Raw genomic sequence first — 25,546 nt, forward strand, 5'->3', positions numbered from 1 at the left:
GATAAAAATACATAAACATCTTTGTTTTAATAAAGAGGATTGATCCGTGGGATCAGTCTAAAATCTCAAAACCAAAAATTGGCTGACACTTGCGTGGTGTTATAAGTAAACCTAAAATTTACCCAAGCCCATAGTAGGCTTGGGTGTATTTAAGAATATCGTGAGAGTTGCGAGTTCTCAAAAAATTGTGAATAAGGATAATTAGCTAAACAGCACCACTGTTTCTATTAAACAGAATAGCTATAGTTTTGAAAATTAGCTTTAAATCGTACACTAAACTCCAATTTTTTTGATACTGCAAATCCAGACGAATTACATCTTCAAAACTACGGACTGTAGAACGTCCATTTACTTGCCATTCGCCAGTCATACCGGGTTTTACATCTAAACGTTGCCACTCTGGTACTTCATAACGTTCCACTTCATCGGGTGTAGGTGGCCGAGTGCCTACTAAACTCATCTCTCCTTTGAGGACGTTCCAAAATTGGGGTAATTCATCAAGACTAGTTCGCCGTAAAAAGCGCCCTACCTTAGTAATTCTAGGGTCATTTTCATTCTTGAAAAAAGCACCTTGCACTTGGTTCTTGACTTCGGATTTCTTTGCTTCCGCATCCACACACATAGAGCGGAATTTCCAAATTTTAAACTGTTTCCCCATCCAGCCACAACGAATTTGACTAAAGAAAATGGGACCGGGATCGTTAATTTGAATAGCGATCGCAATTGGAATAAACAAAATTCCTGTAATTAATAAACCAATCACTGACCCAATAATATCTAAGAACCGTTTCATCCAAGATGCCATAGATGGGTGAGTAGTAGGTAACTGCTCTACTTTACGGGAAGTTGTCTTTCGATTATCTACTACATCATCTTGTTCTATTAACGACCCATCCTCCACAAGTTCTAGAGGAAAAACCTGATCTAACCCTGTGAGTTTTAGAACTGCCATGACTTGAGGTGTTACATTCCGCAGTGTTAATGTAATATCCTTAGCTTGAGCATATTTAAAATTACTTACCAGGGCACCTAAACCACTACTATCGATAAAAGTAGTTTGGTGAAAATCAATGATGATTTGCTTGGGATGTGAATTGGGACCAATTAAGCCTTGGCAGGTTTGCTTAAAGCCTAAAGCCTCCAGCACGCTCAACCGCGTCGGCACCTGCACTATAGCAATGTCGTTTAGGGAATTAACTGGAAAATCGACCTCTGTCGGTTGGCTAGTCATGAAGCTCTGCACTTTCGTTGCCATGTATAATGTAATATGCCAAACATTAGTTTGTCCTACAAAATTACTTAACCTAATATCGAAATTAGTGGTAATCAGGACTAACTGCTATTTATTGGGGCTGAGATTGGAGATCGCTAGCGACGATTCACAATAGAACAAGAAGCCAAAAAACATCCTTTCTGTTGTGCCGACGCAGCGCGATCGCGTTGCTCTCATCAAATGATTGCTAAAAATACGGTTACACCTACCGCACGCCTGATTGAGGTCTTTTCTGCCATTCAAGGGGAAGGATTGAATGTAGGGACACGTCAGATATTTATTCGTTTTGCTTTGTGTGATTTGCGCTGTCACTTTTGCGATAGTGCCCACACGTGGAGTGCACCTACAACTTGTCGGATAGAGCGATCGCCTGGATTGCGCGACTTTGAAATTCACTCTAACCCCGTCCCATTACCCATATTACTCGAATGGGTGGAACAGCAAAATCTACCTTGTCTACACGATAGCATTAGCTTAACTGGCGGCGAACCACTTCTTCATGCCTCATTTTTAACGCAGTTTCTACCCCAAGTGCGAGCCATAACTGGTCTACCTATATACTTAGAAACTGGCGGACATCGCCCAGAACAATTAGCAATGATTATCCCATACTTAGACTCTGTAGGTATGGATTTAAAACTGCCCAGTGTTAGCGGCGAAAGTCATTGGCAAGAACATAGTAAATTTCTCCAGTTATGTTATGACTCATATTTAAATGTTTTTGTCAAGATAATTGTGTCTCAAAACACAGATCCCGCCGAGTTGGAACGTTCAGCTTTGTTAGTGGCAGAGGTTAGTCCAGATATCTCAGTATTTTTACAACCTGTTACGCCTTTAGCAGTATCAGAACAATTTTCTCCAGTACCTGTACTTGCGCCTTCTAGCGATCAAGTTTTGACGTGGCAAGCTTTGATGAAGGGGTTTGTTAAGCACGTGCGCGTGATCCCCCAGACGCATAAAATGCTGAACCAGTTGTAAAATTTTAGTTTGATAAAGATGTAGTCAAGAAAAAAGTAAGATTGTATGAAATGGTAATTGGGTTGTTGCCACTAATTAGGAAGGCAGCAGCCCCTTTACTAGGCAGTCTAATGAGCCAAATCAAAAGACCACTAAGAGGCTTTATCAGGCAAAATCTTGCCTCCCTGACTCGGAGAGAAACTTGAACTAAAGTTCAAGGCAGGGAGAGGTTCGTCAAACTCAAATTGATTTAGGTATTTCGGGGGTAGGCAATACCCACCCAACCTAATTTTTGGTTGCTATAGTGCGCCCTCATCTGGAGCTTTGGATTTAGCTTTTGCCTTATTGGCACTGCGTTTGAGGGCAGAAAGTCTTGCTTCGTATCTTGCTCGTTGGCGCTTACTAGGAGTATTATCAATCAGGGTTTTCAAGGCGCTACCGAGACTCTTGTAGGCATTGGGGAGGCTATAACCAAAACGAGTTGCTAAAGCGATCGCTTTCTCATCAGCATTGAGCAATTCTCTTAGTTGCTTTTCCCCATTATTCTTTTGGTACAGTCGCCAGCCTGACACGCCACAAAGCGACAAAGCTAACACCAGCAGCAATCCATCTTGTACCCACAATTCCCCTACAGCACCACCTAAACCAATGGCTAGTGCTGCCATTTCCCAACCATCTTTAGGAATTGTGTCATTTTGAACGCGAGCAACCTCATGCCAGAACAGCAGATTACGCTGATCCATTGCGAGGGCGTCCCATTTCACTAAATCAATTTGAATTTCTACTTGGTCTTTCCCAATTTCTTCGCAGCGAACCAGGGGTGGATTGACCTCAGTTGTGCCTTCAACCGTGACCCAGCTTTGCAGTTCTGGTGGTAGTAAGGCTTTCAACCGCCGGAGTTCGCTCATTTCCGCTTTGGCAGAGGAGGTTGCATAGGATGTCATAATATCCAGCCCCAGAAAATTTCAGTATATAGTGAGGGTATCACTTTGGAGTATAGCTATTTAAGTGATGATCCGTCTCACTCACTAGGAAAAGTTCCTCGCTTTTTTCGTGCTTCCATTGCTTTTTCTAGTAAATCTAACAATCCTGGGGCTTCTTCTTGGATACTGAGTAATAGTCTTTCCCCAAGTTCTATATTCCCCGGATCGAGACCTGTTGCCATCACTTCTGTCAAGCGAGGTATTGCTATGCCATCCACAATCTGAATTAATCCACTCAGACAACGGTGAAATTGTTTTTCTGTGAGAATCGAGTCTTCTAAAGGAAACTCAATAATGGCACGAATTTCACCATCCGATGGGTCATACTCCCATTGCAACATTTTGGTTTCCCAGGAAATGGCAAGCATTGTCTGGAGGATAGCTGCCTTGTGAGGATGGTCTTGGATTCCTCCCAGAACTTGAGGGGCAAATACCCGGAAAAATTTTCCTTCTTCATCCAGTTGGACAACTATTAGAAAATCTTCTAGATTATCAGCCTCCACACCTGTTATAATTCGGTCTTCTTCATCATCAAAACGGTAGTCCCAACCAAGGTTGTCTAAATAGTTGGCAATCTGTTTGAGGTTAGCTCCCATAAAAGCCTCATAAGGAACGTGGAGCAGTTGTTACCAGACCTAGTTTAACCTGCTAGAGGTATTTGTTTGGGTTGGTGTGGATACTTCCGATCGCATAGAAGTATGCAATTAGGGTATTGGAGATGGGTTATGGGGTATAGGGCATTGAAGATCAGAAAAATAGACGATCGTTCGGCGCTATGAATGATATTTTTTGAGTCACTATTGCTCATTCTTAAAGAAGCGATAATTACTATTTTTACAATCTTGGACAGTGAAGTATATAGCATTAACTCGGTTAAACTTTAATATTATTTTATGGTTTGAATGAATCTCTTGGTAGATCAAGTATGGTGGCAGTATTTGTAATCAAATTTGAAAGCTGAAGCCAAGTTTAAATAATTTCTACATAGCATCTGAGGCTTTTATAAATATACGTAAAAACTTTAATAGCTGCTTTTAAAAACGAATAAACATAGCATAGATACTGATACAGTTTTATATTACAAGCAACAAATTGTTTTCACGGGATGATTATAGTAAGCAATACATTTTTGATTGTCGAGTCTCAATGAAATTTATACGTAAATCAGCATTAATCAGAGCGATCGCACCTCTAGTTTTTGTTAAAAATTCTCTAAAATCTCTGCGCTACCTTGCGCCTCTCTGCGTTTATATATTTATAGAGAATTGAAACTTATAAAATATCAAAACAATGGAATTGCGACACTTGCGCTACTTTAGAGGCTATTTATAAAGTAAATCTAAAGGAGAGCCATCAGATAAAAAGGCAGCGATAAGATACTGTTTGTAGAGTGTATTTACATAGGAAACAATGAGACGAAAGTCTTATTCTACAGACCTTAATGACTCAGAATGGGCAATTTTAGCTCCTTTGATTCCACCCGCTAAATGCGGTGGTCATCCCCGAACAACTGATATGCGAGAAGTATGCAACGCTATCTACTACCATCTGAAAACAGGTTGTCAGTGGGATATGCAACGAGCGAGATTTTCCTCCTAGTTCAACTGTTTACAGCTACTATCGGAAATGGCAAAAACGAGGTATCTGGGAGCAAATGAATCATACTTTGCGCGATCAAGTTCGTCAAAAAATGGGGAAGTCAACTCAACCCACTGCAATCGCGGCAGATAGCCAGTCGGTAAAAACGACTGAAAAAAGGGGGATGTGTACGGCTTTGATGGTGGCAAGAAGGTAAAAGGACGAAAGCGGCAAACTTTGGTTGATAGTCTGGGACTTTTGTTAAAAGTGGTTGTAAGTGAAGCCAATGCTGGAGAAAGATTACTTGCCGCCTATACTTTGATGGAACTGTTAGAAGAGCGTCCAGAATTACTGGAAAAAGTTGAAGTCATCTGGGTTGATTCCGGCTATGACGGTGATAAATTTGCGCTCTCTGTTTGGCTGATGATTCAAGCTCATGTTGAGGTAATCCGGCGTACTAATCAAGAATTTCAGGTTTTGCCCAAACGGTGGGTAGTAGAAAGAACATTTGGCTGGTTAAACCAGTACCGTCGTCTCAGTAAGGATTATGAGCGTCTCTCAGAAATGAGTGAGGCTGCCATATATGCCGTTATGACTCGTATTATGCTACGTCGTCTAGTCGTCTAAAGATTTACTTTATAAATGGTCTCTTATTGCTGTAGCTGAAGAACTGCACTTCAGTAGAGCCGCCGAGCGACTGCACATCGCTCAACCACCCTTAAGCCAGCAAATTCAGCAATTAGAGGCGCAATTGGGAGTAGAACTGTTTCACCGCAAAACCAAACGACAGGTGCAACTAACAGAAGCAGGACAAGTTTTTTTGCAAGAAGCTTATCAACTTTTAGCTCAACTCCAAAAAGCAATTGAGCTAACTCAAAAAACGGGAAGAGGTGAAAAGGGACAATTACGAATTGGGTTTACCAGTTTGGTAACTTACGATTTGCTTCCTGTGATTTTGCGGCGGTTTAGAGAACAGTTTCCAGAAGTAGAGTTGGTATTGCAAGAATTAACCACAACTCAGCAAGAGCAAGCGCTACAGAATCGGCACATCCATGTAGGTTTTGCCCATCCGCCCTTAGAAGACAACACACTCAATCAAGAGTGCATTCAGCAAGAAGCGTTAATTGTCGCTATGTTGGAAACTCATTCTTTAGCTGGACAAGAAAAGATTTCAGTGCGATCGCTAGTCAACGAAAACTTTATCATGTTCCCTCGCCATTTGGGGCCCGGACTTTACGATCAAATCGTAAGTCTTTGTCAGCAAGGAGACTTCAGCCCAAAAGTGACTCAAGAAGCGATTCAGATGCAGACGATTATCGGATTGGTTTCAGCAGGAATGGGGATTGCGATCGCACCGTCTTCATTGCAAAATCTTCAGAGAACTGGTGTAGTTTATCGTACTCTACAGGAGAAAACACCATTAGTAGAAACGGCTATAGTGTGGCGGGAAGAAGATATGACACCTGTACTAAAGGAATTTCTACAAGTTGTCAGGAGTATCTGTTCAGGAATGACGACCATTTTTTCATGAAGAGGCTATGTAAATACGAGTTAGCTTTATTTTTGCCAATCGACTTATTTCGTTAAAACAGGTTTTGCTACGTTGTCAATAGTATTTTTAAGTAAAAAAATTAATATTTGAAGCAACTAGGAGAAATAGAGAAAGAATTAGTGCGATTCGTTGATTAGTGAATCACGGTAATCAGTCCGTAAATAACTAATCCAGCCCGACAGCAGATTACTGTCATTAAAGGCTGAACTCTCGGTCAGATGCAAGTGCAAGTCTTGCCATTCAGACTCAGAATTGACTCCTTACCTGCCCACACCGAATAAGCTCGGTTCTTATAGAGTGAAGCTGGGAACAGGGCGCAATCAGACGACCGTTGCGGGTTGACACTGGCGCTAACAGGGAGTTCCTACGGTGAAACCGAGTCTATAAAAGCAACCTAGTCTTGAGCAGGGCGTAACACTAAAAACCCTGACTTCACTGGAGAATTAATTCCCGCCGCATCTTAGTTCTATAGCGGTAAGAGTCCTGGGAATCCAGTGGTTGAATTGACTACACCTAACGGAACAATCAATCTCTCCGAGGGAACGAAGAAAAACGAGTTGTGGGTCTAGGGGCGGTCGAACCCCAAGTAGCCCAGACGAGCGGAGGAATTCCCACAATTCGGGTAGGACAGACCGTAATTGGTCTGAGGTGTTCAGAAAATACAAACTCTAGAAGAGAAAATGATTAGACACAGTTACAAAACTAGTGAATCTTGGAAAGCTCTACCGTGGAAGAAATTCCGCCGAAATCTTTTCCGCCTTCAAAAGCGTGTATTTAAAGCGGTTCAAGTTGGAGACAAGCGGAAAGCTCGGTCGCTCCAAAAGCTTATTCTAAAATCCACCTCGGCTCGATTTCTGGCAATTAGACTTGTATCTCAGCTAAATGCTGGCAAAAAGACGGCTGGTATTGATGGGAAGAAATCCCTCTCATTTGAAGAACGCTTCAACCTTGAAGAACTACTGAAAATGAATAGTGGAAATTGGAAGCATCAAGGATTACGAGAAATTCCCATCCCTAAGAAGGACGGAACTATCAGAATGCTAAAGATACCAACCATTGCGGATAGAACTTGGCAATGCCTAGCAAAATATGCACTCGAACCAGCACACGAAGCCACTTTCCACGCCAGAAGTTACGGGTTTAGAACTGGGCGCTCTGCCCACGATGCACAAAAATACATCTTTGAAAACCTTAGATCCTTTTGCAATGGAATAGAAAAACGAGTAATTGAACTCGATATTGAAAAGTGCTTCGACAGGATTAACCACTCAGCAATAATGGACGAACTCATCTCTCCCAAAGGCTTAAAACTCGGTATTTTCCGATGCCTCAAGGCAGGAGTAAATCCAGAATTTCCTGAACAAGGAACCCCACAAGGGGGAGTGGTCAGCCCATTACTAGCAAATATCGCGCTCAACGGAATTGAGAGTATCCACAGATACCACTCTCAATATTGTGAGGGTAAAAGGATTACACCTAAAACATCGGCAGAAAAAATTGTCGAGCCATCAATCCGATACGCGGATGACATGGTTGTTATACTCCGACCCGAAGATGACGCAACAGAGACGCTTGAAAGAATCAGCGAGTTCCTCCGCAAACGCGGAATGAATGTAAGCCAAAAGAAAACCAAAGTTACCGCCGCGACAGATGGGTTTGATTTCCTCGGCTGGCATTTTAAAGTCCAGAAAAACGGAAAGTTTAGAAGCACTCCCTCAGTGGATAACTTCAAAGCATTTCATAAGAAAGTAAAACACATCGTCAACAACTCGAATTATGGTGCTACCAAAAAGGCTGAGAAATTAGCCCCGGTAGTTAGAGGGTGGAGAAATTACCATAAGTTCTGCAAGATGGACGGGACTAGAAACTCGTTATACCACATTCAAAAAAGAGCTTACACGGTATTCAACAAGGAAACCAAGCAAAACAGCTACTCTAGCAAGAAATTACTAGATAAAGCATTCCCAAAGGTTCCTTACTCCGAAAACAAACACATTTCTGTCAAGGGAACTAAATCACCTTACGACGGAAATACAGCCTATTGGAGCGAACGTAATAGTAAGCTCTACGACGGCGAAACTTCTATTGCTCTTAAGAAGCAGAATCATAAATGTGCTTCCTGCGGTTTAAAATTCATCGATGAAGAACGGGTTCACCTGCATCACATCGACGGAAATCACGCCAACTGGAAGAGAAATAATCTTGAAGCAATTCACGAGAGTTGCCACGATTACAAGCACATGAGCAAAAGCGCAAGCTGAGAACATCGGAAGCTGGGTGCGGTGAAAGTCGCACGCCCAGATTTAACTGAGAGGTGCGGGGAATAATATCCCCCATCGACTCAACCTGAGCGATCGCTACAGTATGGTAATTCAATGGTCAGATGAGGATAATTGCTACTTAGTACACTTACCAGAATTTCCTTGGCAGCAATTCCACACTCATGGTAAGACTTATGAAGAAGCTGCTAAACATGGGCAAGAGGTGATTGAATCTCTGATTCAATGGTATAAAGAGCAAGGAAAAACTTTGCCAGAGCCAATTACTTTTCCTCATAAACCGTTAAAAGTTGCTTAAATCTTTTTAAGATACTCTGCACAAGTAGGGCGATCGCTATTCTTGAATATCAAATACATCTCAAGATTATAAATCGTATAAAGTTTTAAACCATATTAAAAATGTCTGCGCCTTTGGATGTTGAGGATTCAGAATTTTATACTTTATAGCTTGATGCAGTTGTCTTCCTGGTTCTTCTTGCCATGCTAGCCAACTGTAAATTTTAGCTTTATCAAGATAAGAATCTTTGAATGATGCTCCTTTGTTTTTTGCTTCTTGTGCTACTTCCTGAGCATATTGCCAAATAGTTTCGGCTTCATCTTTAATCATATAAGCTAAAAAAGTCTCTAACATACCTCTTGTTTGGTTATCTGGCATAATCCAGATACCAAACTTAATGCCATTGTTTGTAACATGGATAAGTCCTGTCTCTGATATTTCTTCAGGAATATCAGGTATACTTGGCAAACAAGCATTTCTTATACTTATCCAACGTACAGATAAATCTTCATCTGCGTCTATTATCACGCCTAAATGAGTGAGTCCTGATGCTCGTAATTCAGTAGATATAAGGTTTGCATCAATATTTTCGTAACCACCACAATCTTCTATTAATACAATCGCTTCCTTTTTTTTATCACCCCAAGGAATTCCATTTTTTTCTATTAATTCTGGTATAACTCGCAAATCGTCCTGTCCTTCTACTAACAGTTTCTTGGCTACATAACCTTTTGCCATTACTAACGTACCTCAATTTCTCTTTCAGCAGCAATGACGATTTGAGGTTCAGTGAAGACTACACTTGTTTCTTTACCTTTTTCAATTCTGTGAATTCTAATACCATCCTCAGTAGCATCTTCCTGCTCTGCAATAGTGGCTAAACTTGTCCAACAATCACTATTGTGTGTAGTTGCAAAAACTTGCACATTTAATCTTTTAGCTGTATCCCAAATCAGTTCCCACATATCAGACATCGCCGTAAAATGGAGTCCGGTATCAATCTCATCAACAAATAAGTATCCATCTTTAGCACACACTGTAGCTAGTGCTAATCCTAAGATACGCCAAATACCATCACCCATACTGCCGATTGGTACACGCTGATTACTATCAGAAATAAGTACAAAAAAACCGCCCCGCGAATCTAAGGAATACCTAGACTTTCGAGAACTAACTGGAGCAATCCGTTGAATTTTAGAGTCTATTCTATGAAGTGCCTGCTCTACAAGTTTTTCTTCAGGCGTTAGTACTATCTGATCAAATAGTTCAATCATCTTCTCGGTTCCTAAAGAAGATGATGTGACAAATTGTATTTTTGGTGATGAATTTTTAGGATCTCTACGCAATTGACGAGTATAATCTTCCACAAAAATCCCACCATTAGCTGATAGCGGTAGTCTCCAAAGCTTTTCTTCTCGCCCATAATTCCACTTAATACTGAAATCTAGTTCCCTTAATGCATCTGGGACTTCATCATATAGAAATTCAGGCGATGAGCCAAGTGGCTCTTTTGAAGAAATGTTGCGTACTTCTATTGATACAATAAGTTCCTCTTGAATATTACCATTAGTACCTGTTATTGAAAATTTGCTCCCCAATTCAATCTCGTGACCATAAAAAAGGTGACGAACATCAAGGTCTTGAGCTTGACCTAACCTTAATCTACGTTCACTACGCTCATCATCAAAAAAATATTCACTCCGGTTAGTCATTGTCTGACGTAGTGGATCAAGATTATTGCGTGAGCATAAAAGTTGAATAGCTTCCAGTATTGATGTTTTACCGATATTGTTTTTACCAACAAGTAGGTTGACTCTACCAAGTTCCTGAAGCTCGAAAGACTGGAAACTACGGAAATTATCTATTTTTATCGTCTTCAACATAATTTTGCTAGCCGGAGACAACAAAGAGTTAATGACTGGTATTAGCATAAGCAGTATTAACACCTCTCACTTTAGCAGAAAGGAGCGATCGCCTTTGTAAATTGAGATAAATTAGGCGATCGCACTTTACCCCAATTGCTCAACATCAGCACTTTCGCCTTCCGACTCAACAGGCTCAAAGTTTACCTTGTTATATAAATCCTGTAGGGAAATTTCAAATGGTACGGTTACAAGTGCGATCGCTTCATCTTCTTCATCATATTCACGAAGTGCCCATTGCTTTTTCCCGGTTTTAGAAAATTGATCTACATGAATCCGTGTTTGATCAATTAATAGATATTCTTGAAACGTAGAAATTGCTCGGTAAGCCTGAAATTTATCTTCGCGATCATACCCTTTCGTTGATTTTGATAAGACCTCAACAATAATCTGTGGATTCAGAATTACATCCTTACGGTTGTTAAAAAACTCTGGTTCACCTGCCAGAATCATCACATCTGGATAGGTATAGGTAAGCTTTTGGGGTATCCACAGACGAACATCACCCATGAAAACTTCGTAATCTTGCTGGCGAAACGCAAAATTTAAGGCAGCACTTAGATTCAACGAGATTCGATTGTGATTTATTGTTCCACCCGCCATAGGAATTATTTGCCCGTCAATGTATTCACTTTTGTAGTCAGCAACTTCCTCTAACTCTAAATATTCCTCTGGGGTATAGTATCGCTGTTTTGTTATTTGCATAATTTTATCAGGTAGCAATGTTTAACGATACGGAGTGTCTAGTGACCCATATTTACTGAACAGTTTAACGTGGTTAGATAGAGATGTTATGTGCTTTCTACAAAGTGAGCGTAGGCGCAGCCCAACCTAGACATCGCTATCTCAATTCACACAGTCTACTAGCTTCTTTTCCTATTGATAACCAGCGGCTTGTAAGAGAAACAACTTGGCATAACGTCCTCCTAGCTGTAGCAAATCTTCGTGAGTTCCCTGTTCTATAACTTCGCCGTTTTCTATAACTAGAATTTTGTCAGCCATTCGTACCGTCGAGAAGCGATGGGAAATCAAAAGTACCATCTGATTTTGAGTAATAGCGCGAAAATGATTGAAAATCTCAAACTCAGCTTGGGCATCTATTGCTGATGTTGGTTCATCTAACACCAAGATATCTGCTTGCGATCGCATAAAAGCACGAGAAAGAGCAATTTTTTGCCACTGTCCCCCAGAAAGTTCTTGTCCTCCCTTAAACCAACGACCAAGTTGAGTGTGAAAACTTTGGGGTAATTGGTCAATAAAAGATTGGGCCATGCCTTTTTCAGCAGCAGTTTTCCACTGCGTTTTGTTTTCAAGATGTTCTACATCGCCCACGCCAATATTCTCCCCCACAGTGAACTGGTAGCGGACAAAGTTCTGAAAAATCACACCAACGCGCCGCCGCAACACATCCACATCCCATTCCTGCAAATCCAAGCCATCTAAGAAAATTCGCCCTGAGTCTGGCGTGTAGAGTCGGGTAAGTAGTTTGATTAAGGTAGTTTTACCGGAACCGTTTTCACCCACAATTGCCAGTTTTTCTCTGGGTTTGAGATGCAGCGAAATATTTCTCAAGGCTGGCTTGGAACTTCCCGGATAAGTAAATGAGACATTCTCAAAACGGATACCATCTTGGGGATTTAAACCAATGGTTGCCTTACCCCAAGATTTTGGTACTTCTTCTTCCAGAAAATCATAGAGATTTGATAGATATAGGTTGTCCTCATACATCCCGCCAATAGAAGTGAGGGCATTGGAGAAAGTAGATTGTCCTTGGCGAAACACAGTGAGATACATTGTCATATCTCCCAAGGAAATCTTACCTAGCACTGTTTCCAGCACAATCCAAGCGTAAGCTAGATAAAAAGCAGCAGTACTGACTAAACCCAGGAGATATCCCCAAAATCCTCGCCGGAGAGTCAAATCGCGGTCTTCGCCATAGAGTTGATCAAACAGGCTGCGGTAACGTCCTAGCAGCATATCTCCCAGCTGGTAGAGTTTGACTTCTGTGGCAAAATCTTCTCTTGCCAGCAGATTTTCTAAGTAGTGCTGTTGACGAGTTTCTGCTGCACGCCAACTAAACAAGCGAAAGCCTTCTCCAGCAAACTTCGTTTCGGCAATAAATACAGGCATAGCTGCCAAAATCAGTACCACCACTGCCCAAACTGAGAAATTTACTAGCAAAATGCCGTAGGTGATTAGGGAAAGGGCATTTTGCACCAACCCAAAGGTGCGGTTTACTAGGGAAAGGGGACGAACCGATGCTTCTCGTCGCGCATTGGTCAATTTGTCATAAAATTCTGAGTCTTCAAATTGCCTAAGATCCAGTGTCAGCGCCTTTTCTAAGATGAGTACATTCACTCGCTGACCCATTAGCGCCCGTAATAACGATTGACAAATGGTGATTCCTCGCTGACTGCCTGCTAGTAGAATTACAGCGATCGCTTCTAATCCTACATAAAATAGCGAGGGATAAATATTGACAAAATCATTGCTTTGTGGATTAGATTGAGATGCAAATACCACTGCATCAACAATTAATTTACTGATGTAGGATATCGCCGCCGGTAAAAGACCAGCCACCAAAGTTAAACTAGCCAGAAAAATAGTAAGCGATCGGCTAGTAGTCCATACTAAGCTTACAGCCCGTCCACTGTAGCGGAAAACCGTCAGTGATTGGCGGAGGATATTTCTTTTTTTTTAATTTTCATCTTTCTTTGCGCGAGATACCCCAGCTTGGGCGGATCTACCTAACTCTATATTAATCTTTATAAATTATTACATTCTTATCAGAATGTTGGCTGAAAACCCCAAAGTTGAAACCTAAAAACTAGTTTTGTAGGGTGTGTTATGCCGTAGGCTAACGCACTAGGGTGTTAACTTTGTACCATTTCAGCTGTTCAAATCTGTATAATATCCAAAATAGGGGTTTAAAAAAGAAGTTTTCCGCATATCCAGAAAGAAGGTAGCTGTAATGCTTGATATATTAGGATTTAGAAAAAGATTATACGGAAAGTTTCCGTATAATAAATAGTTAGACAGACAGATAGATAGGCTTGCCTTAAGCACTAAAGTACTTGGAAACTTAGTTTAGAGAATTTTTAAATGAGTAAGGGAACTGATTACGAAATCAAAGTAATGAATCGTATAAAACTAATGCTAGATCAGGAAGAGTTAGGCATTATTCCCAAGCAAGCTAAAATCTCTCACAAGCCAGCCTATTATTCTAGGGATCGTCAGAAGAATATAATTTTCGACGTGTCAATTGAGGTATGTAGAAAAGGTGCTGAAATGCCCCACTGGATTTGGATATGGGAGTGTAAAAACTATTCACACAAAGTGCCTGTTGACGACATTGAAGAATTTCATGCAAAGCTTAACCAAGTTGGATCTGACAAAACAAAAGGAACAGTTATTAGTCCATCTGAATTCGACGAGGGTGCTTATGAATTTGCGCGCTCAACAGGGATCGGATTGTGGCGATGGATTCCTGATGCAGCAATTGTATTTCGTCTAGATACTGGTTCAGATTCATGGTCGGATGATAGCATCCACTATGGTCTCATTAATAACGTTACAAGTGGTTTTCCTGACGACAATTTCGTTTTTGCTTTAACAACTAATGGAAAGCTAATTACAGTTCTTTCTGAGATGATCGCACAGGAGTTCTTGGATGTAGACATAAATGCTGTCTAACAACTGCGCTGCACCGGAACGCCTCGATTTGATGGGTCGAGCAGCCGTAGGCTCGGTTGACAACAGGAAACCCAGCATCACTTTTCTCTGGCAGTACTAACCAGAAGCCAGATTGCACTTGAAGCTGCAACCGTGGATGCGATCGCGAGGCTAAAATGAGAGGGCGATCGCTTAATTCACAGGTTGCAAAATTTTTCTCCCACCAGTCCAACATGATTTGTCGCCTCTGATACCACACTTGGCTTATTTTACTGTAAATCTTGTACCTTATAATCATCCCGTAAGGGGTGGATATACGGAAAAATTCTGTATAATATCCAATAATTGAGTACTGACTTTTACACAAAGGCTTTCAAATAGCTGCTGTCTATTTTTTTAGCTCTGCTGACCTCTAAGCTATAATTAGTGGGCATATATGTCTGCTTTTAGTATGTGGAGTACCCGATGAACACTCGCCTAGAAGTTGAATCAGCAATCAAGCAATTATCAGAGGATGAAGTTCGCAATCTGGCAAAATGGCTTCAAGAATATCTTGATGAGATGTGGGATCGGCAAATCGAAGTGGACTTAGCATCAGGAAAATTAGATCGTCTCATTGCTCAAGCAGAGGAGGACATTGCAGCAAACAACGTGAGAAATCTGGATGAAGTCCTTTGCGACGGCTGATTTTTGGAAAGCGTATGCCGAGTTGTCACCTGAGATGCAAGAGCAAGCGCGGAAAGCTTATCAACTTTGGCAGGAAAATTCACTTCATCCCTCGTTGCATTTCAAAAAAGTTGGTAAAAACCTTTGGTCTGCCCGTATCAGTGGTGGGTATCGAGCATTAGCTTTGAAAAAGGGCGACGATTATTATTGGATTTGGATCGGTGATCATGATGAATATGAGAGTTTTTTGAACTAGCCCGTTGCGACAAGCCAGCTAACAACGCAGTGGAGCGGACGGTACAGAGACTTCGCGCTACGTTCTAGTCTACTCGACGCCGCTCACTTGTGCCGTTATACGTCGTTATACATATAGCTCCAGAGGGTGCAATTGCACAGGTCAAAGTAGGGCGATCGCCTATCGCCGTAGGCTAGGTTGACAACAGGAAACCCAGTATCACTTTTCTCTGGCAGTACTAACCAGAAGCCAGATTGCACTTGAAGCTGCAACCGTGGATGCGATCGCAAGGCTAAAATGAGAGGGCGATCGCTTCCTTTCACCAGCCCTCAGACGAGGAGATTCTCAAATGCCATTAGCTGAACTCATGTCACAAATCCAGGAACTTTCAAAAATTGACAAGCTTCGGCTAATGCAGTTCCTTGCCACAGAACTGGTCAAAGAAGAAGATGCAAACTTCTTTGTTGCGAACCGGGAGTATCCAGTCTGGTCGCCGCACAATTGTTCTGAGGCTGCCAATGTCTTGATGAATCTTCTGGCGACAAAGCAGCAAGAGAAGAATGGTTGACACTCAAAAATTTCCCTACAAAATCATTGATAGCAGCCTTGGCATGGTTGATCGATTGCCATACATACCTTTGACGCTCAGTCTTGATGGTCAATCTCTGAACACTGAAGGTTTATTGGATACAGGTGCAAGCGTTAATGTTTTGCCCTATGAGTTGGGTTTACAACTGGGCTTAATTTGGGAGGATGAAACTCTCTCAGTTGTATTGGCAGGGAACTTGGCTCGATTTGAAGCTCGTGCAGTCGTTGTTGATGCTCAAGTCAGTTCATTCCCCACCATTAATCTTGCATTTGCTTGGACACAAACACCCAATGTGCCTTTAATCTTGGGGCAAGCTAATTTCTTCTTTGAGTTTGATGTTTGTTTCTTCCGTGCGCGTTCTGAATTTGAAGTTCGTCCCAAACAGGTTGGATAAAATGAAGACAGGAGCGTTAGTTGGCAGCGATCGCTGAGGTAAGGTCTAACAATCCCGTTGCACACCGACCGTATAGAGAGAGAGAGAGTCTCTTTGTTGAGTCCGAGAGGTTGCTTGCGGCGGGTGAACGGGGGCGTTATACGTCGTTATACATATAGCTCCAGAGGGTGCAATTTTTCTACAAAGTCAACACCCTACTAACGCACCATCTCAGATTTTCGGTGCATTAGGACTAATTTTCATAACGCACCCTACCAGATTGAAGCCAATGTGGATGAGGTTTTCCGACTTGTGTGTACACAGTAAGTCTTTAGATCGGAGACTGTCAACCCCACAATCTCCGTCCTGCTTTCCCACTTAATTTTTGGTGAGTATCTTTTAACAAAGCTGGGATATCTAACTTTTCTGGGCAGCGAGGCAAACAATCACCACATTCTGTACAACGGTTGCCTTTCATTCCAGGGAACCAGTGACCGGCATTTTCAAACATTCCGTAACGATATTGGCCATAGTCTTCCATCTCGTATGCCACGGCAAGATTACGTAACCGCAATACCTCTGGAATATTGATATTTTCTGGACAAGGCAAACAAGCATAACACTGACTACAATTATCAGTTTCCAAAGCAAGTTTTTGGTGATTTTCTAACTGCCAGAAAGTGGAAATTTCTGCTGATGTTAACTCTCCATCATGGTCAGCAATTTGCAAAGGTTCTCTTAATTCACCTGGGTTAGCTGGGCCTATACTCAAAGTAGTAATACGGCGATCTGCAAGTAAAAATCGATAATTCAATTCTAAGGGTGAATACGGATAACACAGGTCTTTTAAGGTTTGAGGTGGCGTGTAGAGGCGTCCTCCCTTATCAGCAGGGGAAATAATGAAAATACCCATATCCTTCTCGGCAGCTAGTTGAATCGCTGGTGCGTGCCGTTGAAAAAAATAGTAATAATGCAGATTGACAAATTTAAATAAATCTGTATTTATTGCTGCCTGAATTACCTCTAATGGCCCGTGGGTGGAAAAACCAACGTGTCGTACTCGGCCATCAGCAACAGCTTCTTCTACGGCTTGCATACAGCCATTTTTGGCTTGCACCCACTCCAAATGTTGCCAAGTGTTCAAACCATGAACCCCTAAGCAATCTAAATAATCTAGTTGTAATCGTTCTAGGGATTCGTCAATGTACCGACGCATGGTGTCAGCATCTGCTGTGGCTGAGATTTTGGTAGTGACATAAAGCTTCGTTCGGGGTACTGACAACCCAGCTTTTAGCGCCCTACCAAGATACTCCTCGCTTTTGCCGTAACCTCTGGCGGTTTCTAGATGATTAATTCCTAGCGCTAAGGCTTGTTCGATAGTCTGGTGAGCATTTTCAAAATCAGCCAAGTAGCGCATTGTTCCCAAGGAAAAAACCGAGAGGCGCAGATTCGTTTTTCCAAAGCGTCGGTATTGCATTTTTAACAAAGAGTTAGGAGTCATTCAATTTTAGATTTTGAATTTTCGATTTTAGATTCAAGGAAAAATCTAAAATCTAAAATCTAAAATCTAAAATTGCCTAGCTATCGCCATTACCAAAGCGCTTGATCAAATCTTCAGGACGGAGATTAGAAATAAATTCACGGAAGGCTTGCTGTTCGGCTTCATCTGCATCGCGATCAACAGGGATAGAAGCATCGGCAATGACTTCTTCCATTACCCAAATGGGAGTATTTGTACGGAGGGCAATAGCGATCGCATCGCTAGGACGCGCGTCAATTTCTTTTTTGACTTCGCCTTGCTGGACAATTAAAGCTGCATAAAATGTATCCTTTTGCAGGGAATGAATAATGACTTTTTCTAGAGTCATGTTCCAAGTCTCTAGAATATTTACAATTAGGTCGTGAGTTAAGGGTCTAGGAGGCTTCTGATTCTCCAGTGCGCCCATAATTGCCCTAGCCTGTTCCTGACCAATGTAAATTGGCAAAGCCCGCCGATCTGAAGAATCTTTCAAAAGGACGATCGGGCTGCGGGTTATGGCATCTAATGCTATGCCAGCGACTTTCATTTCAATCATTGCCTAAGCCTCTACAATGCTTTGAGAGCCTTTAATGGCGTGTAACAAATAACACCCCTTTTTAGGCGGTTTGGTGACAGTAATAAACATAAGCATTCGTTCTCTATAATTGCTTCTATTAAACTCCGAACTTGTGGTGAAAACCAGAGTAAGTCAAATTGGTCTTCTTAAAGAATAACCTTCTTAACCAAGTATGCCTTGTGAAGGATGCTAATGTGTTAATATTCCTATCCTAAAAAAAGTCAGAAAATATACTTGGATGTTCGAGATTTCTGTGACAATTACCAATTGACTTCAGGCAAAATTAGGCAATAAATAGAGTTAGTTTGACAAAAAAGCCGTGTTTACAGGATTAATCCAAGCATTAGGAACGATGGAACCCTTAGGGGGCGATTCTTGGCAAATTACTTGTGTAAGCCAGTCGGGTGAAGTAATTATGCAAGATTTGGCTTATGGTGACAGTGTTGCTGTCGATGGTGTTTGCCTGACAGTAGAACAAGTTTTAAAAGACGGGTTTATTGCCACGGCTTCACCGGAAACTTTACGCCGCACGACGTTGGGAGGTGAGCAAACCCAACAGAGATATGTCAATTTAGAAGCGTCGCTCAAGGTAGGCAGCAAAGTTGGCGGTCATTTTGTGATGGGTCATGTAGACGGCATCGGTCGATTGCTAGTGGCGGAACAAACGGCTACTTCTTGGGAAATGACCTTTATTGCTTCCGTTGCGATCGCACGGTACATTGTCCCCAAAGGTAGCATTGCCGTCAATGGCATCAGCCTCACAGTCGCCGCTTATGAGCCAGAATCCCAATTCAAAGTAGCGGTAATTCCCCTGACATACAGCGAGACAAATCTTCGCTATTTGGTTGCTGGAAGTTTGGTAAATCTAGAAGGGGATATTCTCGGCAAATACGTCGAAAAATTCCTTTATTCTGGCAACCCCCACACCAGAGGCACTGATGACAATAGTATAGATGGCATTACACCCGCATTCCTAGCAGAACACGGGTATCTCTGAATTTTAGATTTTAGATTTTGGATTTTAGATTAATTTAAAATCCAAAATCTAAAATTTCCAATCTAACTGCCTGGTTGCTGGCTTACCTGAGCGGTTTGCAAACCTCGCACTAACTGACTGAGGGCACTTTGTAATTCCACACCTGGGTCAGTAGCAACCCACCCGTTTGGTGTCAGGTGGCGGACTTCAAAGTGCAAGTGAGGGCCTGTGGAGTTCCCAGTGCTGCCAACTCGCCCGATGAGAGTTCCAGGTTGTACCCACTGACCGGGTTGAACGAGGATTTCTGACATGTGACCGTAAAGAGTTTGTTCAGCAGATTTGTGATTCAGGATAACGGTTAAACCATAACCACCCACCCAGTTAGCAGTTTCCACTTGACCCGCAGCAGCTGCCAAAACTGGCGTACCCGTAGGCGCACCTATGTCTGTACCAGCATGGAAGCGTTGATTACCTGTAATTGGATGAACTCGCCAACCAAATACAGAAGTGATGGAAGCGGGAATAGACAGGGGATACATCATTCCCGTACCACTATATGCAACTCTCCCCATGTAGGGAATTTGCGGCAATACTGATGCCAGCGAGAAGTCGTAAGCTACGTTGCTAGGGCGGGGTGCAATGTTGCCATCTGCCATTGGTGGCGGTAAAGTCCCACCACTTGGTGCAATGGGAGTTGCACTAACTCTTGTGGGGCTGAATTCAGCGGGAGTCGGGATAAACCGATTCGAGCGTGCGCTCTTGCTAACACCGCTAGAACCACTTTGAGCAGCACGCCATCTACTGGTGTTGCCAGTAGTTGCAATTTGCCGCACGGGTGGAACTACTGGTAATTGGGCGTTTTGACTTCTTCTGAGCCAATTAGGTGCTGGTTTACCATTAGAATCAGCTACACTCCTTTGGGGTGCTTTGGCGCAAACGCTGCCTAATACACTTTGCCCTGATGGCAAAATGGCTCGACAACCGCTGGAGCGTTCTGTAACAATTACAGAGTTTGGTGCTTGATAAGTACCTGTTGCACCACTGTCATAACTATTAGGATCGATATAGGCGTTATTATAATCCTTCGTTTTCTCCGCCGTTGCACTGACAGGGCTGTTAGAGTTATTTGATGGTTGAGCAACTACTGGAAGTTTTTCAGGTGCATAGCGGGCAGGGGTATTGGGTTTTTCCTGTCTCACCCTTACAGGAGTAACCTGTGAGGACTCTACTTTGGGCTTTGACTGTCTGATAATCACCACAGGTTCAGCAGCTTCGATTTTGGGTGTAGACTGCCTAACTGGCTCTTTTGATTGAGCAACCTCTGGCTTGCCTAGTCTCTGTCTGAGTCTGGCTCGTCGTTGGGAAAATTCCGGTTGCGCTTGAGCGGCTTCCGGCGACGCAACAGCCTGTTTTTTAAAAGTCGAGGCTTTAACTGGATTTGTAACTGCTGTTGGTTGAGAACTTTCAACAGTGGGAACTATATTGTCTATTTGTGTTTCCGTTTGGGCAAACACGAAGCCACCGCTAAGGAGGCTAACGCTACTCAGCCAACAGAGGCTCTGAGCTGGTAGTGTTGAGGCAAAACGTTTTTTTGTTAGACCTTGCTGCCATAAATGCAAACGATGATGGGCAGAATTATTGCGCTGCGTCATTTGTTCTCTCAGTTGTGTGTAATTAGCCTAAAGAGATGATGCTAGTGGTTTGTCTTGCCCAAAGAGCGAAATTTTGAACAAACCTCAAATTTAAACGGAAGATTTATGGTACCCCAAACTGATTGTACCGGGTTCAATATAAATTTCCGGTGTAATTAGTTCCTTTGTATTGTATGTTTCTAAATCAACTCGTAAATTTCCTTGAGGAGTCACTCCAACTACTGTACCTGAAAGATTATTGACATACACCCGATCGCCCATGTTTGTAAGCAAGTCTAGATAGCCAGACAAGAGTATATTTACTCCTTCTTGAAAAAGGCACTCCATACCGGATTCTATTCCCAGTAAGACTTTAGAGGTGAGCATTTCCAGACACGAAATTGGTCTGCGATCTTGGGAAGCTTGCCACGATTCCAGATTGATTCCAGTTTCTGGTACTGGGTTCGTCCAGTTAATACCAACACCAATTACTGCTTGGGTGATTTGTCCTTTGTTTACTTTGGTTTCTGTCAAAATGCCGCCTAGTTTGCGACCATTTAAAACTAAATCATTGGGCCATTTTATCCCAACATCTATACCGCATTGGCGCAATTGCGACGCAATTCCCCAAGCAGTAGCGAAAGTTAGCTGGTAGCTGTCAGTAGCCTCTATTTTATGGTCGAAAGAAATCGCCACGGAAATATATAATCCCCCAGCCGGAGAAATCCACTGGCGGCCCCATTGTCCCCGCCCAGCAGATTGCTGAGTTGCGATTACTACTGTCCCTGAAATAGCCCCTTGGTTGAGTAAGTTCCAGAGGGTTTGGTTGGTTGAGGAGACGCTTTCAAAAAAGTGAAGAGAAAATGGTAAATATGTATGCTTACGCCCTGCTTGCAAGGCTGCTTCCAAGTTTTGCAGATTAAATCCCACAGCAGTTAACCCAAATTCCGTTGTTCAAGTTAGCATTGATTGGCTGATGAGTGATTTCTGTTTAGGTTTGGTTGAAGATGCACACTTGGCACTGGCGCAATTGGGAAGGACTCCCCTATCTAACTTGTAGTATTCTGGAAGGTTGGCATCACGGCTTCTTTACCCAGCAGTTTTGGCCGCGATCGCCACAAGTTATCACAGAAGTATTGCAACCAGAGGCATCAGTCTATCGCTTAAAGCAGGTTCATGGCAATACTGTTCTCACCCCCCAAGAAGTTGAAACCTTCTTAAGCTCTGCTGAGGAGGATTTCGCATCGGCAGATGGTTTAATGAGCGAACAGCCTCTACAAGCTGTTTGGGTCGCTAGCGCAGATTGTACACCCGTGTTAATTGGGGATGTGCGAACTGGACGGGTAGCAGCATTACACGCGGGTTGGCGGGGGACTGCTAAAAAGATTGTTCCCTTGGCGATCGCTAGATTACAATCTCAAGGCAGCAAACTCGATGATTTGAGAATTGCGATGGGCCCAGCGATCGCTGGTGAGGTTTACCAAGTCTCTCTTGAAGTGGCTGCCGAAATCGGGGCTAGTATTATATCACATAATGACGAAGAAAAAATAATAACTGCATTGCATGAACTACCAAATTCACCTTTACTAAAAGACCCCGATCCAGGAAAGGTAAGGCTAGATGTGCGGCGAGTGAATACCTTACAACTGGAAAATATGGGAATTAGTGCAGAACAAATTGCGATCGCACCTTATTGTACTTTCCAAACTCCAGAGCATTTCTTTTCTTACCGCCGAGAGAATGATAAAAAAGTACAGTGGTCAGGGATTGTTAGCGGTAAAACGAGTCAATAGTTTATATTCTCATCACAGGATAGTTAGGATGTTCAGGATTCGGGATAAGTTGTTGATTTCTACAGTCCACCAGTAAATCCAGCGTTTCTAGAACCGTCTGTCCAATCAGGACGATATTACCTGTAACTAATGTGGCTTCGGTAGTTTCTCGTCCTGCCAATTCAATAATTACGGGTTCAGTTACTCCTATAGATTCTTCACTACCGTTTGCGTATTGAGCAATCTGCTGTCCTCGAATTCTCAAACCAAGTTGCTGGACAATAGACATGGGTAGCACAGTACGTACTGCCCCTGTGTCCACTAATGCTTCTGTTTCATACACCCGCAGCATATTTGGATTGAGCATTCCTCGGCTGACAAGCGCTTCATCAATGGCATTGGTGAGCTTGACTTTGATGCGAACTGCACCCATAGGTTGATTGCTGGCAGAATTGGCACTATTGAGATTTACCATAATCTGTATAATTTGGGGAAATTCTTTAACTTAAAGCTTCACTCAACAACTCACAATGCATTAAAGCGCCATCCACCAAAGATTGGATTTTCTCTGATGATAAAGGATCACCATTGGCGTAATGCTCCATCCAAGTCAAACCAATCAAATTGGGGTCATCGGGTAAACTCGCTAAATCCCATCCAGGCATTTCCAAGTCTTCCATCAGGCGATTTACTTTGGGGTCATAACTAAGAGCAAAACAGCGACAACCTTCAGCAGCAGCCATAATTAAACTGTGCAAACGCATTCCAATCGCCATTTCAACGCCGCGAAACACACCTTTTAAAAGTTGCGGATCTTCCAGACACAAAATCTTGCTAACATCTTTAAGGTGTGGTTGAATGGCTTCGGCAATACTTAAATCTTCACTTTTTTGAAACGGCAGTAATAAAATAAAAGCCTGCGTAGCTTTTTGAAAGTCAACTAAAGCGCGAGTTAAGTTTGCTAAACGTTTTTCTGTAAGTTGGGGATGCGATCGCAACGTTACCGCAACTCTCGGCGCAGGTAAATCCCAAAGTCCCGGTACTGGTTTAGATTCCAACGCCCAAACTGGGTCAGGAGCTATCATACAAGGAATTTGCCAATCAGATAATAAAGCCGCACTGGCGCGATCGCGGACACTAACTTTGGTACAATTACTAAAGGTTTGCCGTGCCAACCAACGAGTTTGCGGACGCACTAACGGGCCAATACCCTGCGCCCAAGCAACAGTTTTCAAACCCATTTTCTGCGCTAATGCCATCAGCCCCCCGTAATAAAATGGGCTAATAGTACTGGTGACATCTTGAATAAGACTCCCACCGCCCCAAATCAAGGCATCACTTGAGCGTAAAGCTTGTATTACAGCTAAGGGAGCCATGCGATCGTAGGTTTCTACATTGTAGCGATCGCGCGTTTCCTTTGGATTACCAGAAAGTACTATAGGCGTTACGTGAGATGGCAACATTTGCAAAAGCGTTGCCAATAAAGCTTCGTCACCACCATTACCTTTACCGTAATACCCAGACAATAATGCCCGCATTTTGACCATTTTGGATTTTGGATTTTGGATTAATTAATAGCTATTGTTAATTGACATCCTCTCCCGTTAACCTTGCGGTGTAGCGGGAGAAACCCAAGACTCACGACTTGGGTTTCTGCTTGTTTCCCTTACGGGTTTTTTGCAACTGCCCTTTAGACTTATGCCTATACTTACATTTTTTCGATTCCGAAGTGTTCACTTCCGGTTTTATCGACAAAAGTCTTGCTAACTTGCGGTTTCTTGGTCTGTGCTTAGATACTTCGATACTTGAATAAAGGTTACGATCGCTTATCTTTAAAACTAGCTAATACAATAGACATCTAGTGAAAAATCCTTGTAGAAACTCGAAATTTCGCGTCTCTACAAGGATTTAAATTTGAAAAAGATGGGTTTTGTTACACAAAAAGTAGGAGTAGAGTTCTAATGTGGAACTTGAAAACTGGTATTTTGCTACTCACGCTGAGTTGCATAATTGCAACTGGTATAACCGTATATCTTCTTGGCGGCATTGAACCAGTACAAATTCAAGCTTTGCTGAAATCTTCTGGTATCTGGGCACCTATTATTTATATTGCTTTGTACGTTGTGGCAACGATGTTAGTTTTGCCCTCAACGGTACTAAATTTGACTGGAGGTGCCATTTTTGGCCCTTGGCTGGGTACTGTCTGGACTAGTGTTGCAGCAGTCGTTGCGGCAATAATTGCCTTCGTTTTTACTCGAACTATTGGACGTAAAGCAGTTGCAAAACGACTAGCAGGACGCTGGCAAGCTATGGATGCTGAGGTGCGTCGTGGAGGGCTTTTTTATATGTTTGCCATCCGATTAGTACCAATCATGCCCTATGGCTTGGTCAACTTTGTCGCAGGACTGACTTCAATCGGTTTTAAAGATTATGTTCTAGGTACAACACTTGGTACTGTTCCTAGTGTCTTACCTTTTGTACTACTAGGTAGTTCTGGTCTGAAGGCAGTGAATACGGGCGATTTTTTGCCGCTAATACTTGCATTAGGCTTAACTGGAACGCTGGTAGCAGGGTCTACTTGGTACCGTCATCGTCGAACTTTTCCCAAAAAAGCTGTAGAAAGGCTGAAAAAATCAGACTCTTCAGAGAACATAAATCCGAAGAATAAATAAAGTATGAGAATGAAACTTGAGTGTTGCTAGCTATACTGTGAAC

General features: G+C 42.4%; 27 protein-coding genes and 1 pseudogene. 13 read left to right on the top strand and 15 right to left on the bottom strand.

Going from position 1 to position 25,546, the window contains the following annotated elements; genetic code table 11:
- Nucleotides 1-205: 205 nt before the first annotated feature.
- Nucleotides 206-1,255 (bottom strand): sugar transferase, encoded by a 1,050-nt coding sequence (locus CDG76_RS11450; protein WP_094349130.1) that lies wholly within the window; start codon nucleotides 1,253-1,255, stop codon nucleotides 206-208.
- A gap of 198 nt (nucleotides 1,256-1,453) precedes the next feature.
- Here CDG76_RS11450 and CDG76_RS11455 point away from each other — a divergent pair, with 198 nt between their 5' ends.
- Nucleotides 1,454-2,251 carry a 7-carboxy-7-deazaguanine synthase QueE gene (locus CDG76_RS11455; protein ID WP_094349131.1) on the top strand — a complete coding sequence of 266 codons (798 nt, stop codon included), beginning with the start codon at nucleotides 1,454-1,456 and terminating at the stop codon, nucleotides 2,249-2,251.
- Nucleotides 2,252-2,529: 278 nt separating this feature from the next.
- On the opposite strand, the gene CDG76_RS11460 is transcribed toward CDG76_RS11455, so the two are convergent.
- Together CDG76_RS11460 and CDG76_RS11465 are read right to left on the bottom strand one after the other, a co-directional pair.
- On the bottom strand, nucleotides 2,530-3,174 hold the full coding sequence (locus CDG76_RS11460; protein ID WP_094349132.1) for a DUF3318 domain-containing protein: 645 nt from the start codon (nucleotides 3,172-3,174) through the stop codon (nucleotides 2,530-2,532).
- A 77-nt stretch (nucleotides 3,175-3,251) separates the two neighbouring features.
- Complete coding sequence (locus tag CDG76_RS11465) at nucleotides 3,252-3,809, bottom strand: hypothetical protein (protein WP_094349133.1); 558 nt, start codon at nucleotides 3,807-3,809, stop codon at nucleotides 3,252-3,254.
- Nucleotides 3,810-4,623: 814 nt separating this feature from the next.
- Between CDG76_RS11465 and CDG76_RS11470 the strand changes: the two are divergent.
- The 4 genes and pseudogenes from CDG76_RS11470 to CDG76_RS11485 all read left to right on the top strand — a co-directional run bounded on the left by CDG76_RS11470 (nucleotide 4,624) and on the right by CDG76_RS11485 (nucleotide 8,920).
- Nucleotides 4,624-5,418 (top strand): annotated as a pseudogene (locus CDG76_RS11470) (IS5 family transposase).
- Between the two features lie 25 nt (nucleotides 5,419-5,443).
- On the top strand, nucleotides 5,444-6,322 hold the full coding sequence (locus CDG76_RS11475; protein WP_094349134.1) for a LysR family transcriptional regulator: 879 nt from the start codon (nucleotides 5,444-5,446) through the stop codon (nucleotides 6,320-6,322).
- 701 nt (nucleotides 6,323-7,023) lie between these two features.
- Nucleotides 7,024-8,604, top strand: coding sequence for a group II intron reverse transcriptase/maturase (locus CDG76_RS11480; protein ID WP_094349135.1), 1,581 nt, complete (start codon nucleotides 7,024-7,026; stop codon nucleotides 8,602-8,604).
- Nucleotides 8,605-8,689: 85 nt separating this feature from the next.
- Nucleotides 8,690-8,920 carry a type II toxin-antitoxin system HicB family antitoxin gene (locus CDG76_RS11485; protein WP_094349136.1) on the top strand — a complete coding sequence of 77 codons (231 nt, stop codon included), beginning with the start codon at nucleotides 8,690-8,692 and terminating at the stop codon, nucleotides 8,918-8,920.
- 66 nt (nucleotides 8,921-8,986) lie between these two features.
- Here CDG76_RS11485 and CDG76_RS11490 read toward each other — a convergent pair whose 3' ends face one another.
- The 4 genes from CDG76_RS11490 to CDG76_RS11505 form a co-directional block, all read right to left on the bottom strand.
- Entirely contained in the window at nucleotides 8,987-9,637 is a 651-nt protein-coding gene (locus CDG76_RS11490) for a DUF3226 domain-containing protein (RefSeq protein WP_094349137.1), read from the bottom strand.
- Nucleotides 9,638-9,639: 2 nt separating this feature from the next.
- Nucleotides 9,640-10,782, bottom strand: a complete 1,143-nt coding sequence (locus tag CDG76_RS11495) for an AAA family ATPase (protein ID WP_094349138.1) — start codon at nucleotides 10,780-10,782, stop codon at nucleotides 9,640-9,642.
- Nucleotides 10,783-10,908: 126 nt separating this feature from the next.
- Complete coding sequence (locus CDG76_RS11500; protein ID WP_094349139.1) at nucleotides 10,909-11,526, bottom strand: Uma2 family endonuclease; 618 nt, start codon at nucleotides 11,524-11,526, stop codon at nucleotides 10,909-10,911.
- A gap of 171 nt (nucleotides 11,527-11,697) precedes the next feature.
- Nucleotides 11,698-13,506, bottom strand: a complete 1,809-nt coding sequence (locus CDG76_RS11505) for an ABC transporter ATP-binding protein (RefSeq protein WP_094349140.1) — start codon at nucleotides 13,504-13,506, stop codon at nucleotides 11,698-11,700.
- A gap of 417 nt (nucleotides 13,507-13,923) precedes the next feature.
- On the opposite strand from CDG76_RS11505, the gene CDG76_RS11510 reads away from it, so the two are divergent.
- Nucleotides 13,924-14,514, top strand: coding sequence for a restriction endonuclease (locus tag CDG76_RS11510; RefSeq protein WP_094349141.1), 591 nt, complete (start codon nucleotides 13,924-13,926; stop codon nucleotides 14,512-14,514).
- Here CDG76_RS11510 and CDG76_RS36075 read toward each other — a convergent pair.
- Nucleotides 14,453-14,728 (bottom strand): hypothetical protein, encoded by a 276-nt coding sequence (locus tag CDG76_RS36075; protein ID WP_143854072.1) that lies wholly within the window; start codon nucleotides 14,726-14,728, stop codon nucleotides 14,453-14,455. The two genes, CDG76_RS11510 and CDG76_RS36075, sit on opposite strands and share 62 nt — an antisense overlap.
- A gap of 230 nt (nucleotides 14,729-14,958) precedes the next feature.
- Between CDG76_RS36075 and CDG76_RS11515 the strand changes: the two genes are divergently transcribed.
- A complete protein-coding gene (locus CDG76_RS11515) occupies nucleotides 14,959-15,180 on the top strand; it encodes a hypothetical protein (protein WP_094349142.1) in 222 nt (73 codons plus the stop codon).
- Complete coding sequence (locus CDG76_RS11520) at nucleotides 15,158-15,415, top strand: ParE family toxin-like protein (RefSeq protein ID WP_094349143.1); 258 nt, start codon at nucleotides 15,158-15,160, stop codon at nucleotides 15,413-15,415. Before CDG76_RS11515 ends, CDG76_RS11520 begins: the two co-directional genes overlap by 23 nt.
- 95 nt (nucleotides 15,416-15,510) lie before the next feature.
- On the opposite strand, the gene CDG76_RS36080 is transcribed toward CDG76_RS11520, so the two are convergent.
- Nucleotides 15,511-15,717 carry a hypothetical protein gene (locus tag CDG76_RS36080; protein ID WP_143854073.1) on the bottom strand — a complete coding sequence of 69 codons (207 nt, stop codon included), beginning with the start codon at nucleotides 15,715-15,717 and terminating at the stop codon, nucleotides 15,511-15,513.
- A gap of 26 nt (nucleotides 15,718-15,743) precedes the next feature.
- Here CDG76_RS36080 and CDG76_RS11525 point away from each other — a divergent pair, with 26 nt between their 5' ends.
- Both CDG76_RS11525 and CDG76_RS11530 read left to right on the top strand, forming a co-directional pair.
- Nucleotides 15,744-15,962, top strand: a complete 219-nt coding sequence (locus CDG76_RS11525; RefSeq protein WP_094349144.1) for a hypothetical protein — start codon at nucleotides 15,744-15,746, stop codon at nucleotides 15,960-15,962.
- The gene (locus CDG76_RS11530; RefSeq protein ID WP_094349145.1) at nucleotides 15,955-16,377 is read left to right on the top strand and encodes an aspartyl protease family protein; all 423 of its coding nucleotides are present in this window, start codon (nucleotides 15,955-15,957) and stop codon (nucleotides 16,375-16,377) included. Before CDG76_RS11525 ends, CDG76_RS11530 begins: the two co-directional genes overlap by 8 nt.
- A gap of 325 nt (nucleotides 16,378-16,702) precedes the next feature.
- On the opposite strand, the gene CDG76_RS11535 is transcribed toward CDG76_RS11530, so the two are convergent.
- Both CDG76_RS11535 and CDG76_RS11540 read right to left on the bottom strand, forming a co-directional pair.
- Nucleotides 16,703-17,833: an aldo/keto reductase gene (locus tag CDG76_RS11535; protein ID WP_094349403.1), complete on the bottom strand. Its 1,131-nt coding sequence runs from the start codon at nucleotides 17,831-17,833 to the stop codon at nucleotides 16,703-16,705.
- Between the two features lie 100 nt (nucleotides 17,834-17,933).
- On the bottom strand, nucleotides 17,934-18,431 hold the full coding sequence (locus CDG76_RS11540) for a bifunctional nuclease family protein (protein ID WP_094349146.1): 498 nt from the start codon (nucleotides 18,429-18,431) through the stop codon (nucleotides 17,934-17,936).
- Nucleotides 18,432-18,771: 340 nt separating this feature from the next.
- Between CDG76_RS11540 and CDG76_RS11545 the strand changes: the two genes are divergently transcribed.
- Nucleotides 18,772-19,449, top strand: coding sequence for a riboflavin synthase (locus tag CDG76_RS11545; protein ID WP_094349147.1), 678 nt, complete (start codon nucleotides 18,772-18,774; stop codon nucleotides 19,447-19,449).
- A gap of 62 nt (nucleotides 19,450-19,511) precedes the next feature.
- Here the strand turns inward: CDG76_RS11545 and CDG76_RS11550 are convergent, their stop codons facing one another.
- Nucleotides 19,512-21,080, bottom strand: coding sequence for a peptidoglycan DD-metalloendopeptidase family protein (locus CDG76_RS11550; RefSeq protein WP_094349148.1), 1,569 nt, complete (start codon nucleotides 21,078-21,080; stop codon nucleotides 19,512-19,514).
- A 90-nt stretch (nucleotides 21,081-21,170) separates the two neighbouring features.
- Nucleotides 21,171-21,989: a biotin--[acetyl-CoA-carboxylase] ligase gene (locus CDG76_RS11555; RefSeq protein WP_094349149.1), complete on the bottom strand. Its 819-nt coding sequence runs from the start codon at nucleotides 21,987-21,989 to the stop codon at nucleotides 21,171-21,173.
- A gap of 77 nt (nucleotides 21,990-22,066) precedes the next feature.
- Between CDG76_RS11555 and pgeF the strand changes: the two genes are divergently transcribed.
- Nucleotides 22,067-22,852: a peptidoglycan editing factor PgeF gene (gene pgeF / locus CDG76_RS11560; RefSeq protein WP_094349150.1), complete on the top strand. Its 786-nt coding sequence runs from the start codon at nucleotides 22,067-22,069 to the stop codon at nucleotides 22,850-22,852.
- Nucleotide 22,853: 1 nt separating this feature from the next.
- Here pgeF and CDG76_RS11565 read toward each other — a convergent pair whose 3' ends face one another.
- On the bottom strand, nucleotides 22,854-23,306 hold the full coding sequence (locus CDG76_RS11565; protein WP_094349151.1) for a retroviral-like aspartic protease family protein: 453 nt from the start codon (nucleotides 23,304-23,306) through the stop codon (nucleotides 22,854-22,856).
- 25 nt (nucleotides 23,307-23,331) lie between these two features.
- A complete protein-coding gene (csaB, locus tag CDG76_RS11570) occupies nucleotides 23,332-24,369 on the bottom strand; it encodes a polysaccharide pyruvyl transferase CsaB (protein WP_094349404.1) in 1,038 nt (345 codons plus the stop codon).
- 423 nt (nucleotides 24,370-24,792) lie between these two features.
- Here csaB and CDG76_RS11575 point away from each other — a divergent pair, with 423 nt between their 5' ends.
- A complete protein-coding gene (locus CDG76_RS11575) occupies nucleotides 24,793-25,503 on the top strand; it encodes a TVP38/TMEM64 family protein (RefSeq protein ID WP_094349152.1) in 711 nt (236 codons plus the stop codon).
- Nucleotides 25,504-25,546: the final 43 nt, after the last annotated feature.

Origin of the sequence: Nostoc sp. 'Peltigera membranacea cyanobiont' 210A, assembly GCF_002246015.1 — a bacterium.
GTDB lineage: Bacteria > Cyanobacteriota > Cyanobacteriia > Cyanobacteriales > Nostocaceae > Nostoc.